Below are 14,117 nucleotides of genomic sequence, written 5' to 3'. Positions count from 1 at the left end.
CGACCTGTCTACTGTGTTGCCATGGGCACGCCTGCCGCACCGGACCGCAGCCGCCTGCACATCCTGGTCGTCGAGGACGACGACACCATCGGACGCCACCTGGAAACCGGCCTGCGCGTCAACGGCTACGTCCCCGCCTGGAGCCGCACCGGCGCCTCGGCTCTGACGGAGACGGACCGCACCGCCTACGACGCCGTTCTCCTGGACCTCGGCCTGCCCGACCTCGACGGCCTGGACCTCGCCCGCACCCTGCGGGCCCGCTTCCCCGACCTGCTGATCGTGATCCTCACCGCCCGTACCGACGACAGCGACGTCATCGCCGGCCTGGACGCAGGCGCCGACGACTACCTGGTCAAGCCCTTCAGCCTCACTGTTCTGCTGGCCCGCCTCCGCGCCCACCTGCGCCGACAGACCGTCACGTCGCAGCCGCAGCCCCCACTACGGCTCGGCGACCTGGTCATCGACACCACCGCACGCCGCTGCACCCTCCACGACAGGGAGATCGCCTTGCGGCCGAAGGAATTCGACCTCCTCGCCCTGCTCGCCAGGAACCCGGCACCGCCGTCTCGCGAGAAACGCTAATGGCACAGGTGTGGGACGAGAACTGGTTCGGCCCCACCAAGACCCGCGACGTCACCATGGCTGATTCTGCGGCACACAGCGCCCGCCCGGCCGGGTGGGCCGGGCGGGCGCTGTGTGGTCTGTCAGCCCATGTCCGTCAGGAGGGCGTTCAGTTCCTTCTCCTGCTGCGCGGGCGACAGCGGCGGGTTCGAGTGATCGATGCCGAACGTCTTGAGCACCTTGTCCATCTGGGCGTCGATGGAGGTCCAGCCGGTTCCGTCCAGCGGCTGCAGCGATGCCTGGTCGGCATCCCACAGGTCACGCAGCGACTGGGCGGCCGCGTGTGCGCCCTTCGCGTTCCCCGAGCGTGCGTCCTTGAGCGAGGTGGAGGCGAGCTTCTTCAGCGCGGCGACCTTGGCGGGCGGGAACTTCTTCACCGCCACACCGGGAGCCATCTGGACGGCGGAGGTGTTGTCCTCCTCCGGCGCCGGACCGGTGTGCGGCTGACCGTGGGCCCAGACCAGCAGGCCCGTGGTCGCGACGGCCAGCAGGCCGAAGCCGGCCAGCCCGACGCGCTCCCTGCGCGGTCCGCCGCTGGCGTGTGCGGCGTGGGCGGCCTCGTAGGTCTCGGTCACGTCCGAGCGCGTCACCGTCAGGTAGACCACGGTCGCCAGGATCAGGCCGAGGAAGATCAGGCTGGTGGTGAAGGTTCCCAGGTCGAGGCCGGTCGGCTCGCCCGGCTGAGCGACCTTGGGGGAGGCGAGCCAGTCGCCGATGTTGGCGCCCAGCGGGCGGGTCAGGATGTAGGCGAGCCAGAAGGACAGCACCGGGTTCGCGCCGAACTTCCACAGCGCCGTGATCGCCGCGATGAGGCCGAGCGGCAGCAGCACCGAGGCGCCCGGGCTCCAGCCGGTGAGCTCGAGGGTCCAGTCGCCGGTCGCGGTGCCGAGCGCGAAGGTGACGAGAACGGCGAGCCAGTAGAACGACTCACGCGGCAGCGTGGTGACCGAGTGGATCGAGAGGGTGCGCTCGCGCAGCCACCACACGCCGAAGACCACCGCGAGCAGCACCGAGAACACCGCGGAGCTGATCCACAGCGGCACGTTGAGCTGGTCGGTGAGGATGTCGGTGTACAGGGTGCCCGTGACGCTGACAACGACGACGGTCAGCCAGTAGGGGAACGGGACGTACCGCTTCAGCCGCAGCTGGACGGCCAGGACCACCACGAACACCGCGGTGAAGATCCAAGCCGTGTTCACCAGGCCGACGCCCAGCTTCATGTTGATCCAGTCGGCGAAGCTCTCACCGACCGTCGTGCACAGGATCTTGATCACCCAGAACCAGATGGTGACCTCGGGAACCTTGTTGAGCATGAGCCGCCCGCTGCGCGTGGGTGCTTCCGTTGTCGTTGTCATGCAGGGAGGTTTACGCGGGGAACCTGCAAGCAACCTGACTACGTGGCCGCGCGTGCGGCCGGGAGCGTCACCTCGACGTGACCACTGCCGTCCGCGATCGCGCGGACCTCCGCACCGGCCGAGGCGGCGATGCGCCGGACCACCGGCAGCCCCAGCCCGTATCCGGCGCCGCCGGTCACACCCGCTTCGAAGACCCGGTCGACCTCGTCGGGATCGAACCCTGGGCCGTCGTCCAGGACATCGACCACGATGGCCTCGCCCTGGTTGCGCGCGGTGATCCACACACGGGACTTCGCATGCCGCAGGCCGTTCTCCAGCAGGGGTGTCAGCAGCGACACGGCGACGTCGGCCGCCACGGCGACCTCGACCTTTGCCGGGAAGGCGACGTCGACCGCGCGGCCGGCGATCGCCTGCCGTGCGGCGGAGCGCAGATCGCACCGGGTCCCCTTGTCCGTCCGTGCGCGCGCGGCGCGCAGAAGGGTCGTGATCGCCGTATCGAGGCGGTCGACCTCGCTCAGCACCGCCTCCGTCGGCACCGGCTCGCCGGACAGCTGCGCCAGCTGCGCCTCGGCCCGCAGGACCGTGAGCGGTGTCCGTAGCTCGTGGGCGATCTCGTCGGTGAGCCGGCGCTCGTCCGCCAGCGCGTTGTCGACGCGCTCCAGGAGGTGGTCCAGGGTCCGCCCCAATTCCCCGAACTCGTCGCGGGGGACGCCGAGATTGAAGCGGCGCCCGGGTTCGTGCTGGCCCCAGTCGTCGGCGAGGGCGGCCATCTCGTGCACGACCCGCAGCGCGCGGCGCACCACGAGGTGTGCGACCCCGCCGGCGAGGAGGATCGTGAGGCCGCCCAGTATCAGCGACAAGGTCAGGCTGCGCTGCTCGGACGTCTCGTAGGGCGTGAGGTCCACCCGGACGATCACCATGACGTGGTGGCCGTGGATCGGGACCTGCCGCGCGTACAGGAGGTAATCGTCGACCGTCGCGGTCTGCGGTCGCCCGGAGTCCGCGAGCTCCTCGACGCGATCGACCAGGCTCGGCGGGACGTTTCCGTCGATCAGGCGGCCGTCGGCATACACCCAGGCGACCTCGTCCAGCGCCTCGCTGCTGTTCTCCGTCAGTACGACGCGGCCGCCTTTGGCGGTGACGTTCGCCGCGACCGCCTCGGCGCGAGTACGCGCCAGATCGTGCGCGTCGGCGTCGGTCACCCGGCTCAGCAGCACGTGCGAGACGACGACCAGGATCGCGACCACGGCGGTGGCGATCAGCACGGTGAGTGCGACGACCCGCTTACGGAATCCCGTCACTGCCATCGGTAGCCCACGCCGCGGACGGTCGCCAGACGCTCGGCCACACCCAGCGGACCGAGCTTGGCCCGGAGGCGGCGCACATAGGAGTCGAGGGTGTTGTCGCTGACCTGCGCCCCGTGCGGCCAGCCGGCAGCGATGAGGGCATGGCGGCGTACCGCGTCGCCCTGCGAGGTGATCAGGCGGCCCAGCAGCCGGAACTCGGTCGGGGTCAGGCTCTCGCTCACCGAATCGCAGGTCACCACGTGCTTCGCCGGATCGAGGACGACCTCGCGCGGAGCGGGCGCCACGGTGGCCCGGCGCAGCAGCGCACGGACCCGGACCAGCAGTTCCGGGATGTCGAAGGGTTTGGTCATGTAGTCGTCGGCGCCGGCCTCGAAGCCGCCCACCTTGTGGTGCAGGCCGTCCAGGGCAGTGAGCATCAGCACCGGCGCGTCGACGCCGCGAGCCCGCAGGGCCAGGCAGACGTCGCGGCCGTCGGCGTCCGGGAGCCCGAGATCCAGGACGACCAGGTGGGGCGCCGGTGCGAGCTGCCGCAGCAGGCTGTCGGCTGTGGCGGCCACGGAGACGGTGTGCCCGTCGTGCTCCAAGGCGCGCTTGAGGACGCCGCGGACCGCCGCGTCGTCTTCACACACCATGATGAAAGCCACGTGCTGACCCTAAATACTCCCGTGCCAGTTCTCCATCTGCCCTGGTCAGCCGCCTGACGGTCGGGAGCAGGCCGCTGTTGACTGCCTCACGTGCGGGCCGGCCCGCGTCGGGCCGGGACCGCGATCTTCTAGGCAATAGAACGCAACACCGTGGGAGGCCGGACCCGTACGACCCGGTTGGCGGCTGTCTTCTGGAGCAGGCCGTAGGCAAGGACCGGGAGCAGTAGATGTGGTTTGTCCGGGAGCGCGGCGGTGATCAGTACGGCGCTGGCGCTGCTGTTGTTGATGCCGCAGGCGAGGGTGAGCGAGGAAGCGGCGGGCGGGTCCAGCCGCAGCAGCCGCGCCGCGCAGCGGCCGAGCACGAACGACAGCTGGCAGACCAGTGCCGCCACGACCAGCGCGGCACCCAGCAGTAGCGGGCGTGGCCGAGCGACCAAGGAGCCGAGGGCGCCGCTGGCGTTGACGTACGTCAGGACCAGTGAGCCGGCCAGGGCCACAGGCACGACTGCGCCCAGCGCCCGGCCGAGCAACGACGCGGGCAGGGCGAGCCGGACCAGGATGCCCGCCGCGCAGGGCAGCACCACGCCGACGAAGGTGAAGCCACCGCCCACAGTGTGGACACTCGCGGCGAGCGAGCCGGCGTAGCCGTCACTGAGCAGCGGAGACAGCAGCTCGATCACCAGCGGTGTGGTGAGTGGACTGATGAGGGTGGACGCGAGGACCAGGCCGACCATGGTCGGCTGGTCGCCGTCGCCCTTGCCGGTCCACACCGTGGCGCCGGCCGCCACGGGCATCGCCACGATCAGGATCATTGCGGTGACCAGCCCGCTGCCGCCGTCGGAGTCGGGCGAGGCGTGCAGCAGGACCGCGACGAGCGGGACGACCAGCAACGGGATCGCCAGGTGCAGCGCAAGCCCGGCGAGCAGTGCACTCGGGCGCCGCAGGACTCGGGCCAGCTCACGGACGGGGACCTGAAGTCCGGATGAGAACAGCACCAGCCACAGCAGGCATGGTGCGGTGGATACCGTCAGTCGGATCAGCGGCCCGAGCGGCAGCGCGTGGGAGTGGCGCAGCCACCGGCCGGGGCCCGGCACGAGCAGGGCTGCGGCGTAGGACAGGACGACGGCCCGGCCCAGACGGCGCCGCAGCCAGGCGGTCGCGCGATCAGTGGGCGCCGGGGTGGCGGGCGGAGCGGGTGCGTGCATGGCGGTCTTCTTCCGTCGCGGGCAGGGGCGGGACGGAAGACCGCTATGCGGAGACCATGTGCGTGCGTGTGCATGGAGCCATGGTGCGCGCACGGAACGGGCGGGGCGGGTGATCCACGGCGGCAGTCAGGATGTGTTCAGGTACCCGGTGCCACGGTCGGGCGACATGGCATACGAGACATCTGAGAATCCGGTGCTTGAGGAGGTCGGCCAGGCAGCCCCTTCCCGTCACCGGCTGCGCTGGAACAAAGTGCCCGAGCTCACGGTCCACTTCTGGGTGATCAAGGTGCTGTGCACCACGGTCGGCGAGACCGCCGCCGACCTCTTGAACGAGAAGGCCGGCCTCGGGCTGACCGGAGTCTCGCTGCTGATGAGCGCGCTGCTCACCGTCGTCCTCGTGGTGCAGTTCCGCACAAAGGGCTGCCGCCCGGGCGTGTACTGGCCCGCCGTCGCCCTGATCAGCGTCGTCGGCACCCTGGTCAGCGACGCGCCCCGCCCCGGCAGCTGCGTGTCGGGGCGGGGCGCAGTACCTTCCGGTGCCCAAAGCGGGCTCGGGCGACAGCCGGAGATGCCTACCACCGCGTGATTGACCCACAGGGCTTCCTCGAAAAGACCGACGGCGGGGGCGGAGGCCGGAGGTGTTCCCGCAGAAGCGTGATGTTCGGCTGCGGGTTTCAGCCGCCGGGAAGGGGCTCGGGGTAGTGCTTGAGGACCTGGGCGGGGTGGTCTTCGTCCGTGGGCCAGAGCACCACGTGGTAGCGGTCTTCGCCGTCCAATCCGTCCTCGGAGATGGTTTGCAGGCCGTGGGAGTAAATGCGCACGGTGTAGGTGCCTGGGGTGAGGGGGATGCGTGGCAGCGCGTCGTCGAAGTCCTGCATGGAGATCAGCAGGCGTCCGGAGGGGATCGCGAGGCTGGCCTGGGTGACGTGCTCGGCCTGCTGCAGTTCTGTGTCGTCATCGGCTGGCGGCGCGCGGCGCACGTCTACGGTGACGGGAACGTCGAAGGGGCGGGCGGCTCCGATACCGATGATGCCGGGGGCGGTGTTGATCCAATTCTCAACCAGTGTTTCGAACCAGGCAGGTTCGGGTTCGCCCAGGCGCGCGTCGTCGTCCTGGATCAGCAGGGTGGAGTAATCGGCGAAGACTTCGAGTTCGTGGTGGGAGAGCAGGTCGGGGTCGCTGGGGGGTGGGGTGGACGTCATCTGGAAGTGGGCTCCGTCAGGTAGTGAGTACAGGGTCTGGGCGAGGGGGCCGCGGATGCGCATGCATTGCGCGGCTTCCTTGACGGCGAGGTTGTCGTCCTCGTAAGTACCACCGAGGGCGAAGAAGCGCAGTGGGATCAGGCGTTGGTCGTGTGCGAGGGCGCCGTGGCGGTCCTGCCAGCTGGTGGCGAAGGCGTGGGCGTCGTGCACGTCGGGGTCGACCAGGAGCCACTGTGCCCAATCTTCCAGGCTGATACCGAGGACGGTGCGTTCGGCGGATTCCGGGGCGAAGCGCACCACGTGTCCCTCGTTGTCGAGGGCGAACTGGACGCCGAAGAGGTCCTGGGCAAAGCACAGCAACCCATCGGTCAGGCCCGCGTAAGAAGCCGTTGTCGTACCAGCCATGAGGCTTGTTTGGTCGGACAGGGTCCCAGATCGCGTGATCGTGAAGCGGTCGGCGCATGAAGACAGGGCCTCTTGGCGCCTCGGGACTGTGAAGCCGGTCAAGCACTGGCGACGTCGCCGCCGCCATCGCCTTCCTCGCCGCCCCATCCGCATCGTTCATCACCGGCCAGTCGTTGCACATCGACGGCGGCTGGCTCCTCCACTGACGTCTCATACAACCCAAACCCGAAGGAGACCTACCCGATGAAGCAACGCGTCCGCGCCATCCTGATCACGCCGGACAACACCCTGCTCCTGATGAAGCGCATCCGCCCCGGCATCGACCCCTACTGGGTGATCATCGGCGGCGGCGTCGAGGACAGCGACGCCAGCCGCGAGGCCGCACTCCTGCGCGAGGTCCGCGAAGAGACCGCAGGCGAGGCCCAGATCGTGCGCCTGCTCCACCAACTCGAGACCCCCAAGGGCGAAACCGAATACTTCTACCTCGCCCACATCACGCACTGGAACTTCGACGACAAGACCGGCCCCGAATTCCAGCGCGACGACCGTGGCGAGTACCTCCTGGACGAGATCCCCCTCACCACCGAAGCCCTCACCGAAGTGAACCTGCTGCCCGAGGAGATCGCCCACGTTCTGCGCGTGGCCCTCGAACGCGGCGATCTGCTCACCACGCTGTAACCGCCTTCCTAAGGCCTGTCCGGTAACACCTCACCGCAGTTGAGATTTCTTCGGCCTGCCTCCACGACCTGCTCCTCGAAGCTGAGGTTCTGCAGGTGGTGGCGGCTGCGGTTGGGCAGAGGGCGGGTGCGGATCAGCTCAGGGCTCGGGTGAGTCCTTCGTGCTGGGCCTCCGAGAGCGATTGACACCGCTGCACGCCAAGAGCTCGGTCCCGGTGGCGTCGAAGTACAGATTGAAGAACCAGAGCCGGTCTGCTGCGTCGATGGTCCCGGTACGCAGCTGCTCGCCGCGGTGCCGCGCGAGGATCTCAACGGTCTCGTCGAGGCCGATGGTCTCGGGCAGGCCGCGCTTCAACGACCGTCTCAACCTCGTTGCGGCGATGCCGGCGACCATCCAGTGGGGCGCCTCCCTGTCCGAGACCCGTACCTCGCCACCGGCGGCGATGGCGTCGCGTGCTGGCTTGCACGCGCTCGTCTGATTGGTGAGCATCGCGGCGATGTCGGGCTGACGTGGGGGCTCGTCTTCGGTGGCCATGCGGTGACTGTAGAGATTGCACGTGGGTGTTGCTACAGGATTGCGGCGTGGCCTGGGCTGCTGGGCGGGGAGACAGAACATCGCGATGTTGTGCCGGGCATCATGGAACGATCTTGTGGTGGCTGGTGTGATCACGGCGTCGGAGTCGTCTTGGATAGCCTCTTTCAGCGGGCTGAGCCCGCGTTCCTTCAGGAAGCTGGTGACCGTGCTGCGCCACGAAGGTGCGGATCCGGTCCGCTAGGGCCGGCCGTGGTCCCTTCCGCTGGAGGACCGGATATTGCTCGTGTCGGCCTACTGGCGAACGAACTTGACGAGGCGCCAACTCGCGCCGCTCTTCGGCATCTCGGAATCCGCGGCCGACCGGATTATCGACCACCTCGGTCCCGCGCTTGCCCTGCGGCCCCACAGGCGGTTAGCCAAGGGCACCGTGCTCATCGTGGACGGCATCCTGGTCCCCACCCGGGACCACCCCGTCGCCGAGCGGTCTAAGAATTATCGGTACTCCACCAACCACCAGGTCGTCACCGACGCAGACAGCCGTCTGGTCGCCGTGGTCGGCCGGCCGCTCGCCGGCAACCGCAACGACTGCAAGGCGTGCGAGAAGTCTGGCGCCAAGGCCGCTGTCGGCAAGACCCTCACGATCGTCGACGGCAGCTACCTGGGCGCCGAACTCGTCATCCCGCACCGTTGCGAGCGTGGCCAGGCCGAACTCCCGGATTGGAAAGAGGAACACCACAAGTCCCACCGGCAGGTCCGCGCCCGCGTCGAGCACGTCTTCGCCCGAATGAAGACCTGGAGCCGTCTGGTGCCAAGTGCGAGGTGTGGTGTCTATCGGGGTGCGTGGGTGGCGTGAGGGGGAGTGGTGCTCACCGCAGGAGGGCTGGCGCGGGGGGCGGCGGGTGTCCCGTGCGGTGCGAGGTGTAGAAGGTGCATCCGGTGGGGTGCTGGCCCGCTGCCAGCGGGTGCGCAGGGCACTCAGTTCGGCCAGGGCGCGGCGGCTGCCGGTGACGAACTGATGCGGGGTGTTGGCTGGGTCGTTCGGTCAAGGCACGCAGCCGCAGGTTGACGGTGTGAGCTTGGCTGAGCAGGGCCCGTCGCAAGATCCTCTCGCCCCAGTATTCGGGGTGAGCCGACCGGATTCGACACGAGGCCCACCAGGTCGGCTGGGGCGAGGTGTGCGGTGAGCAATTGTCGGTGCTGTGCCTCCCACAGCACCGTCACTGGATCGATGGCGGCTCGGCGGTGGGCGAGGGCAGTCAGGCACTGGTAGAGCCGTCCGTGCAGCGGTAGCGCGAAGTCGTCGGGCTGGAGCCACCGCATGGTCTTGTGGGCGGTTGAGTCTGAGCGCGACAGGTCGACAACTGTGGTCACCTGTGTCCGGCCTCCTAGTTCCGGTTCCCCTGGGTCGGTCTCTGCGGGCTCAGAGAAGCGGCGTTGTCAGCGGGCTCTGCCAGGGTGTGCGTCGTGGATGAACTGGTGGAGCGTGTCGACGATCAAGATCGTGTGCTGGGTATGGTGGTCAGCCGCCGGCAGGGCATCCGGGGGGTGGCTGCACCGAGTCGCCGTGACGGGGTGTCGTGATGAGCGTGGACGCATCCTCGTCCACCGACGGTCGGAGCAGGTATCGCGCTTCGCCGGGCTCTATGAGCTCGTCACACGATCTCGATGATCGTTGCTGATGGGACGTGGCCGATGTGACGATCCGTCCGTTCGTGATGGTGTGAGCGAGAAGCCGTGGATGGTGGACGACGAGATGTGGGCGCGGATGGAGCCGTTGCTGCCGGCGTGGCCGCAGCGGTCGCCGGGCCCGCGCCCGGTGGACGACCGGCTGTGCCTGCAGGGGATCCTGTTCGTGCTGTACACCGGCATGACCTGGTAGCAGCTGCCGCTGGAGCTGGGCTTCGGCTCTGGCCAGACCTGCTGGCGGCGGCTCGGCCGCTGGCATGAGGCCGGGGCCGCGCCCCTCGCCCGGGGAGGGCGAGGGGCGCGGCCAGGGCGGGTCGTTTCGCGGCTTCGTGAGGAAGATGCCGCGAGACGTCGGTCAACGGCTCCCTGTGGCCGCCAGGTCGGCGGTCAGGCGGAGGTCGTCCACCGCTGCTCGGCGCCGCCGTAGCAGGGCCACTGGACGACCAGGGCGCCGGGTGTCGTGCTCGAGGCGCCGACCGCGGCGCACAGGCCGCTCGCCCGGTTCCACATCTGGGCGAAGCCCGTGTCCGGGTTCCGGTCGAAGTACCAGGTCTGCTCCGCCCCCTTGTCGCAGCCGTACTGGATCAGCTGGACGCCGGCGTTCGGCGAACTCGCCGGATCAGCCAGGCACTTGCCGCTGTTGTTGTTCACGATCTCGTAGCCGCCGCCGGAGTCCGGCATGGGGTAGAGGCCCCAGTACTGCTCGGCGCCGCCGTAACAGGACCACTGGATGATCCCGGCCCCGCCCGCCGTGCTCCCGGCGCCGACCGACAGGCAATGCTGGCTGTTGTAGTTCCAGAGCTCCACGATCTCCCCGTCCTTGAGCGAGGGGGACGCGATCGCGGTCGGTGCCGACGCCGAGGCCGGCGTCACGCCCGCCGCGAACGCGATCGCGGCGGCGAGCCCCACGGCTCCCGCGGTGAGCTTCCTCCGGGTACGTGCCGCTGCGTCCATGCGTGTTGCCTCCGTGTCGAGACGTGCTGTTCACCGGGCAGCGGCGCCGATGGCGTCGGAGGCGTCACGCGGTCCGGATGTCCCACCACTGCTGGGACTGGAAGTTCTTTCCCCACAGCTGGGCCCGGGCGCCGTTGCCGGGGACGTTGGTGTCGCGGTCCAGCACGGTGTTGTTGCCGTTGTTGAAGCGGACGTTGTAGATGGCCAGGTCCCCGGAGGGGTGATACCACTGCTGCTGGGTGGTGCCGTTGCACTGCCACAGCTGCACCCGGGTGCCATTGGCGCCGCCGCCGTTGGTGTCGGCGTCCAGGCACATGCCCGGGAACCGCACGCTCCGCAGGCTGCCGTCGGTGGACAGCAGCCACTCCTGCTGGGTGGTGCCGTTGCACCCCCACACCTGGACCTTGGTGCCGTTGCCGCCGGCGGTGGCGTCGGCGTCCAGGCACTGGCCCGGGGTCGCCCGGTACAGGCTGTAGATCCGGACGTAGATGCCCGCGGTGAGGGAGCCCGCCCGGGCGCCAGGCGCCTGGCCCTGCTCCCAGGTCACGTGGTGGGCGGCGGGCTCGGCGGCCTGGGCGGATGCCGCGCCTGAGGCACCGACGGTGAGGGCTGCCACGGCGGTCGCGACGGCGGCCAGCTTCTTGTGAAGGATCACGGGTCCTGGTTTCCTTTCGGGGCCGGTCTGTGCGGTGAATCCAGGAAACGCCACGCCGATTGAACGGTCGAATGATTCGATTTCTTTCGAAGGGACTGGCGAAGGGGGAACGCGTGTGATCCGGATCCGCCTGGGCGCCCGGGGGCTGGGGGGCGTGAGGTTCGCGGTCTCACCGATGGGCTCGGCCAAGGACCTGCTCCGCCTCGTCGGCTTCGGCCCAGGCACCCTGACCCCGCCCTGGCGGACCAGGGCCACGGACGCGCTGACCCGGCACCGGCTGGGGCTGCTGGCCGTGGTCGGCGGGGGAGGCCCCCTCGGTTACGCCCCGGACTTCCTGCGGCCGGAACCCCCGGCCTTCCTGACCGACATCGACACCGCGCTGCACCAGATCGCGACGACCCCGCAGGAACGGATCCGCTACGAGCTGGCCGGGGCCGTCAACGGCCACTCCTGGGACCCCGGTTCCGGCCACCCGGCGCCGCGGCAGCTCCTGCAGGCCCTCGACCGGGGGGAGGACCACTTCGCGCGCCGACTCGCCGACGAGATGGCGCGGTTCTGGCACGCGGCACTGAAGCCCTCGTGGCCGGCCATCCGGGCCCGACTGGAAGCGGACGTCACCGCCCGGGCCTCCGAGATCGCCCAGTACGGGCTCGCCGAGGCCCTCAACCGGCTGGCCCCGAACCTGGAATGGCGCGACGGCGAACTGCTCGTCCGCCTCCGCACGGACAGCATCCACCGGCTGACGCTGGACGCGGAAGCGGTGATCCTCACGCCGAGCGTCTTCGTCGACCGGGCCCTCTTCTGCGCCGGGGAACCGCCCGGGACGCCGGCGCCGCGCACTCCGCTCATCGTCTATCCCGCCGCGCAGGTCGACTGTCTTCCGCCCGCCCAGGACCACCCGCTGATCGGGGCGATGCGGCGAAAGCTCCTGGCCGAGCTGAGCCAACCGCGTTCCACGACGGAACTCGCCCAGCGGCTCTACCTGAGTCCGGCCACCGTCTCCTACCACCTGCAGATCCTCCACCGGGCCGGGCTCGTCACCCGTGCCCGACGGTCCCGGCACGTGCTCTACCAGCGGCGCGGGGGAGCGGTGTAGGCGTACCAGCCGCGCCCCTCGCCCGGGAGAGGCGGGGGGCGGGCCGCACCCGGCCGAGGGAGGGGGTACCTCTCGGGACGGCTGGTCCAGTCGACGGGGGGCATGGCCCCGTCGAAGTGCCGATCGGGGCTGACTCGTCGATACGACCGACGGACCGAGCGCCTGCGGTCGACGCTGGCCGCAGTCGGCCTCACGCTCGCCGGTCGGGCCGGCACCCGCATGGGCGGGAATCTTCGGCTTGTCCGTCAGCCGCACGTTGCTGCGGCTGGTCGGAGCCTTGCCCGACCCGGAAGTCCCAGCCCCGCGCGTCGTCGGCGTCGAGGAGTACGCGACCCGCAAAGGCCGCCACTACGGGACCGTCCTGGCCGACGTCGAAAGCCGGCGTCCAGCGGACCTGCTGCCCGACCGGGAAGCCTCCAGCCTGGCCGCTTGGCTCGCGAAGCGGCCAGGGGTCGAAGTGGTCTGCCGCGATCGGGCACCGTACTTCGCCGAAGGCGCCACCGCCGGGGCGCCCCAGGCGGTTCAGGTGGCAGACAGATGGCACCTGCGGCACAACCTGAGTGAAGCCGCCGCGCGTTGCGTCGCAGACCACCGCGGGTGCCTGCGGGTGCTGACGCCAGCTCCAGCACAGCCTGCCCCCGAGCCGGAGAAGTTCGAAGACCCGTCCGGCTCGCCGTGGCCTACCGGACATCGATTTGCCGACCGCACCCGCGCCAAGCACGCAACCGTCCACGAACTGCTGGCCGGCGGGCTGTGCTTGAGGGATGGGTGCGTCGGCGCTCGACTGCTCAGGCATTGGCCCTGCGGTCGCGAATCGTGCTGGGGTGCGCCGAGGGGCACTCGATCATGGAGGTCTCGCGACGCCTGGGCGTCGCCCCGGACACAGTCCGCACCTGGCGGCGGCGGTTCCTCGAACGCGGCTTGGACGGACTGTCCGACGAGCCCCGGCCGGGTGTCCCGCGGAAGATCACCGATGCGGATGTCGAGCGGGTCATCGTCAAAACGCTGGAGGAGAAGCCGAAGAACGCGACGCACCGGTCGACCAGGTCGATGGCGGCGGCCACGGGGATGTCGCAGTCGGCGATCTCGAGGATGTGGCGTGCATTGGCGCTGGCGCCTCATCGGACCGAAACGTTCAAGCTGTCCACGGACCCGCTGTTCATCGACAAGGTCCGTGATGTTGTCGGGCTCTATCTCGATCCGCCGGAGAGGGCCCTCGTTCTCTGCGTGGACGAGAAGTCGCAGATCCAGGCCCTCGACCGGTCCCAGCCCGTGCTGCCGATGGTGCCCGGAGTTCCTGAACGCCGCAGACACGACTACGTCCGCGCCGGCACGACCACCCTGTTCGCCGCCCTGGAGGTCGCCACCGGCAAAGTGATCGGCTCCCTCCACCGCCGCCACCGGGCGATCGAGTTCAAAGAGTTCCTCGCCAAGCTCGACAAGGAGGTACCCGCCCACCTTGAGGTCCATCTGATCCTCGACAACTACGTCACCCACAAGACACCCGCAGTCAAGAAGTGGCTGCTGGCCCACCCGCGCTTCCGCCTTCACTTCACGCCCACCAGTTCCTCCTGGCTGAACCTGGTGGAGCGGTGGTTCGCCGAGCTCACGCAGAAGAAGCTCAAGCGCGGCGTCCACCGCTCAGTCCAGGCTCTCGAACGCGACATCCGGGCGTGGCTGGCCGACTGGAACGAGCACCCCGGGCCGTTCGTCCGGACGAAAACAGCCGATGAGATCCTCGACAAAGTCGCTGCCTCCTGCCACCGAATCTCTGA

General features: G+C 69.4%; 12 protein-coding genes and 7 pseudogenes. 10 read left to right on the top strand and 9 right to left on the bottom strand.

What is annotated here, in order from left to right; genetic code table 11:
* The first annotated feature begins 21 nt into the window (after positions 1 to 21).
* Entirely contained in the window at positions 22 to 582 is a 561-nt protein-coding gene (locus ACZ7MX_RS36630) for a response regulator transcription factor (protein ID WP_472138633.1), read from the top strand.
* 122 nt (positions 583 to 704) lie between these two features.
* Here the strand turns inward: ACZ7MX_RS36630 and ACZ7MX_RS36625 are convergent, their stop codons facing one another.
* From ACZ7MX_RS36625 to ACZ7MX_RS36610, 4 genes are all read right to left on the bottom strand, one after another.
* Positions 705 to 1,976 (bottom strand): COG4705 family protein, encoded by a 1,272-nt coding sequence (locus tag ACZ7MX_RS36625; protein ID WP_472138632.1) that lies wholly within the window; start codon positions 1,974 to 1,976, stop codon positions 705 to 707.
* A gap of 38 nt (positions 1,977 to 2,014) precedes the next feature.
* The gene (locus ACZ7MX_RS36620) at positions 2,015 to 3,283 is read right to left on the bottom strand and encodes a sensor histidine kinase (RefSeq protein ID WP_472138630.1); all 1,269 of its coding nucleotides are present in this window, start codon (positions 3,281 to 3,283) and stop codon (positions 2,015 to 2,017) included.
* The gene (locus ACZ7MX_RS36615; RefSeq protein ID WP_472138628.1) at positions 3,274 to 3,927 is read right to left on the bottom strand and encodes a response regulator transcription factor; all 654 of its coding nucleotides are present in this window, start codon (positions 3,925 to 3,927) and stop codon (positions 3,274 to 3,276) included. Before ACZ7MX_RS36615 ends, ACZ7MX_RS36620 begins: the two co-directional genes overlap by 10 nt.
* Positions 3,928 to 4,055: 128 nt before the next feature.
* Positions 4,056 to 5,132 carry a bile acid:sodium symporter family protein gene (locus tag ACZ7MX_RS36610; RefSeq protein ID WP_472138626.1) on the bottom strand — a complete coding sequence of 359 codons (1,077 nt, stop codon included), beginning with the start codon at positions 5,130 to 5,132 and terminating at the stop codon, positions 4,056 to 4,058.
* A gap of 166 nt (positions 5,133 to 5,298) precedes the next feature.
* On the opposite strand from ACZ7MX_RS36610, the pseudogene ACZ7MX_RS36605 reads away from it, so the two are divergent.
* Positions 5,299 to 5,619, top strand: a pseudogene (locus ACZ7MX_RS36605) (COG4705 family protein); the annotation flags it as partial.
* A gap of 187 nt (positions 5,620 to 5,806) precedes the next feature.
* Here the strand turns inward: ACZ7MX_RS36605 and ACZ7MX_RS36600 are convergent.
* The gene (locus ACZ7MX_RS36600; protein ID WP_472138624.1) at positions 5,807 to 6,739 is read right to left on the bottom strand and encodes a hypothetical protein; all 933 of its coding nucleotides are present in this window, start codon (positions 6,737 to 6,739) and stop codon (positions 5,807 to 5,809) included.
* Between the two features lie 116 nt (positions 6,740 to 6,855).
* On the opposite strand from ACZ7MX_RS36600, the pseudogene ACZ7MX_RS36595 reads away from it, so the two are divergent.
* Both ACZ7MX_RS36595 and ACZ7MX_RS36590 read left to right on the top strand, forming a co-directional pair.
* Positions 6,856 to 6,945, top strand: a pseudogene (locus ACZ7MX_RS36595) (SDR family oxidoreductase); the annotation flags it as partial.
* A gap of 37 nt (positions 6,946 to 6,982) precedes the next feature.
* Positions 6,983 to 7,417, top strand: a complete 435-nt coding sequence (locus tag ACZ7MX_RS36590) for an NUDIX hydrolase (RefSeq protein WP_472138622.1) — start codon at positions 6,983 to 6,985, stop codon at positions 7,415 to 7,417.
* A gap of 138 nt (positions 7,418 to 7,555) precedes the next feature.
* Here the strand turns inward: ACZ7MX_RS36590 and ACZ7MX_RS36585 are convergent, their stop codons facing one another.
* Entirely contained in the window at positions 7,556 to 7,951 is a 396-nt protein-coding gene (locus ACZ7MX_RS36585; RefSeq protein WP_472138620.1) for a hypothetical protein, read from the bottom strand.
* Positions 7,952 to 8,069: 118 nt separating this feature from the next.
* Between ACZ7MX_RS36585 and ACZ7MX_RS36580 the strand changes: the two are divergent.
* Positions 8,070 to 8,756: pseudogene (locus ACZ7MX_RS36580) on the top strand (transposase family protein); the annotation flags it as partial.
* 170 nt (positions 8,757 to 8,926) lie between these two features.
* Here the strand turns inward: ACZ7MX_RS36580 and ACZ7MX_RS36575 are convergent.
* Positions 8,927 to 9,271, bottom strand: coding sequence for a DnaB-like helicase N-terminal domain-containing protein (locus ACZ7MX_RS36575; protein WP_472138759.1), 345 nt, complete (start codon positions 9,269 to 9,271; stop codon positions 8,927 to 8,929).
* A 156-nt stretch (positions 9,272 to 9,427) separates the two neighbouring features.
* On the opposite strand from ACZ7MX_RS36575, the pseudogene ACZ7MX_RS36570 reads away from it, so the two are divergent.
* Together ACZ7MX_RS36570 and ACZ7MX_RS36565 are read left to right on the top strand one after the other, a co-directional pair.
* A pseudogene (locus tag ACZ7MX_RS36570) lies at positions 9,428 to 9,602 on the top strand (NUDIX hydrolase); the annotation flags it as partial.
* Positions 9,603 to 9,689: 87 nt separating this feature from the next.
* Positions 9,690 to 9,905 (top strand): annotated as a pseudogene (locus tag ACZ7MX_RS36565) (transposase); the annotation flags it as partial.
* 119 nt (positions 9,906 to 10,024) lie between these two features.
* On the opposite strand, the gene ACZ7MX_RS36560 reads toward ACZ7MX_RS36565, so the two are convergent.
* Both ACZ7MX_RS36560 and ACZ7MX_RS36555 read right to left on the bottom strand, forming a co-directional pair.
* On the bottom strand, positions 10,025 to 10,591 hold the full coding sequence (locus tag ACZ7MX_RS36560; RefSeq protein WP_472138618.1) for an RICIN domain-containing protein: 567 nt from the start codon (positions 10,589 to 10,591) through the stop codon (positions 10,025 to 10,027).
* Between the two features lie 64 nt (positions 10,592 to 10,655).
* Positions 10,656 to 11,246 (bottom strand): ricin-type beta-trefoil lectin domain protein, encoded by a 591-nt coding sequence (locus ACZ7MX_RS36555; RefSeq protein WP_472138616.1) that lies wholly within the window; start codon positions 11,244 to 11,246, stop codon positions 10,656 to 10,658.
* 115 nt (positions 11,247 to 11,361) lie between these two features.
* On the opposite strand from ACZ7MX_RS36555, the gene ACZ7MX_RS36550 reads away from it, so the two are divergent.
* The 3 genes and pseudogenes from ACZ7MX_RS36550 to ACZ7MX_RS36540 all read left to right on the top strand — a co-directional run.
* Positions 11,362 to 12,342 carry an ArsR/SmtB family transcription factor gene (locus tag ACZ7MX_RS36550; RefSeq protein ID WP_472138614.1) on the top strand — a complete coding sequence of 327 codons (981 nt, stop codon included), beginning with the start codon at positions 11,362 to 11,364 and terminating at the stop codon, positions 12,340 to 12,342.
* Between the two features lie 238 nt (positions 12,343 to 12,580).
* A pseudogene (locus ACZ7MX_RS36545) lies at positions 12,581 to 12,862 on the top strand (transposase); the annotation flags it as partial.
* 233 nt (positions 12,863 to 13,095) lie between these two features.
* A pseudogene (locus ACZ7MX_RS36540) lies at positions 13,096 to 14,109 on the top strand (IS630 family transposase); the annotation flags it as partial.
* Positions 14,110 to 14,117 lie beyond the last annotated feature (8 nt).

The sequence above is a fragment of the Streptomyces sp. NPDC107765 genome (assembly GCF_055657085.1).
This window is presented reverse-complemented; position numbering and strand designations above follow the sequence as displayed.

Coding starts and splice junctions, on each gene's coding strand:
- ACZ7MX_RS36575 (WP_472138759.1), bottom strand. CDS start 9,271: ATGCGGTGGCTCCAGCCCGACGACTTCGCGCTACCGCTGCACGGACGG.
- ACZ7MX_RS36630 (WP_472138633.1), top strand. CDS start 22: ATGGGCACGCCTGCCGCACCGGACCGCAGCCGCCTGCACATCCTGGTC.
- ACZ7MX_RS36625 (WP_472138632.1), bottom strand. CDS start 1,976: ATGACAACGACAACGGAAGCACCCACGCGCAGCGGGCGGCTCATGCTC.
- ACZ7MX_RS36590 (WP_472138622.1), top strand. CDS start 6,983: ATGAAGCAACGCGTCCGCGCCATCCTGATCACGCCGGACAACACCCTG.
- ACZ7MX_RS36560 (WP_472138618.1), bottom strand. CDS start 10,591: ATGGACGCAGCGGCACGTACCCGGAGGAAGCTCACCGCGGGAGCCGTG.
- ACZ7MX_RS36610 (WP_472138626.1), bottom strand. CDS start 5,132: ATGCACGCACCCGCTCCGCCCGCCACCCCGGCGCCCACTGATCGCGCG.
- ACZ7MX_RS36620 (WP_472138630.1), bottom strand. CDS start 3,283: ATGGCAGTGACGGGATTCCGTAAGCGGGTCGTCGCACTCACCGTGCTG.
- ACZ7MX_RS36585 (WP_472138620.1), bottom strand. CDS start 7,951: ATGGCCACCGAAGACGAGCCCCCACGTCAGCCCGACATCGCCGCGATG.
- ACZ7MX_RS36600 (WP_472138624.1), bottom strand. CDS start 6,739: ATGGCTGGTACGACAACGGCTTCTTACGCGGGCCTGACCGATGGGTTG.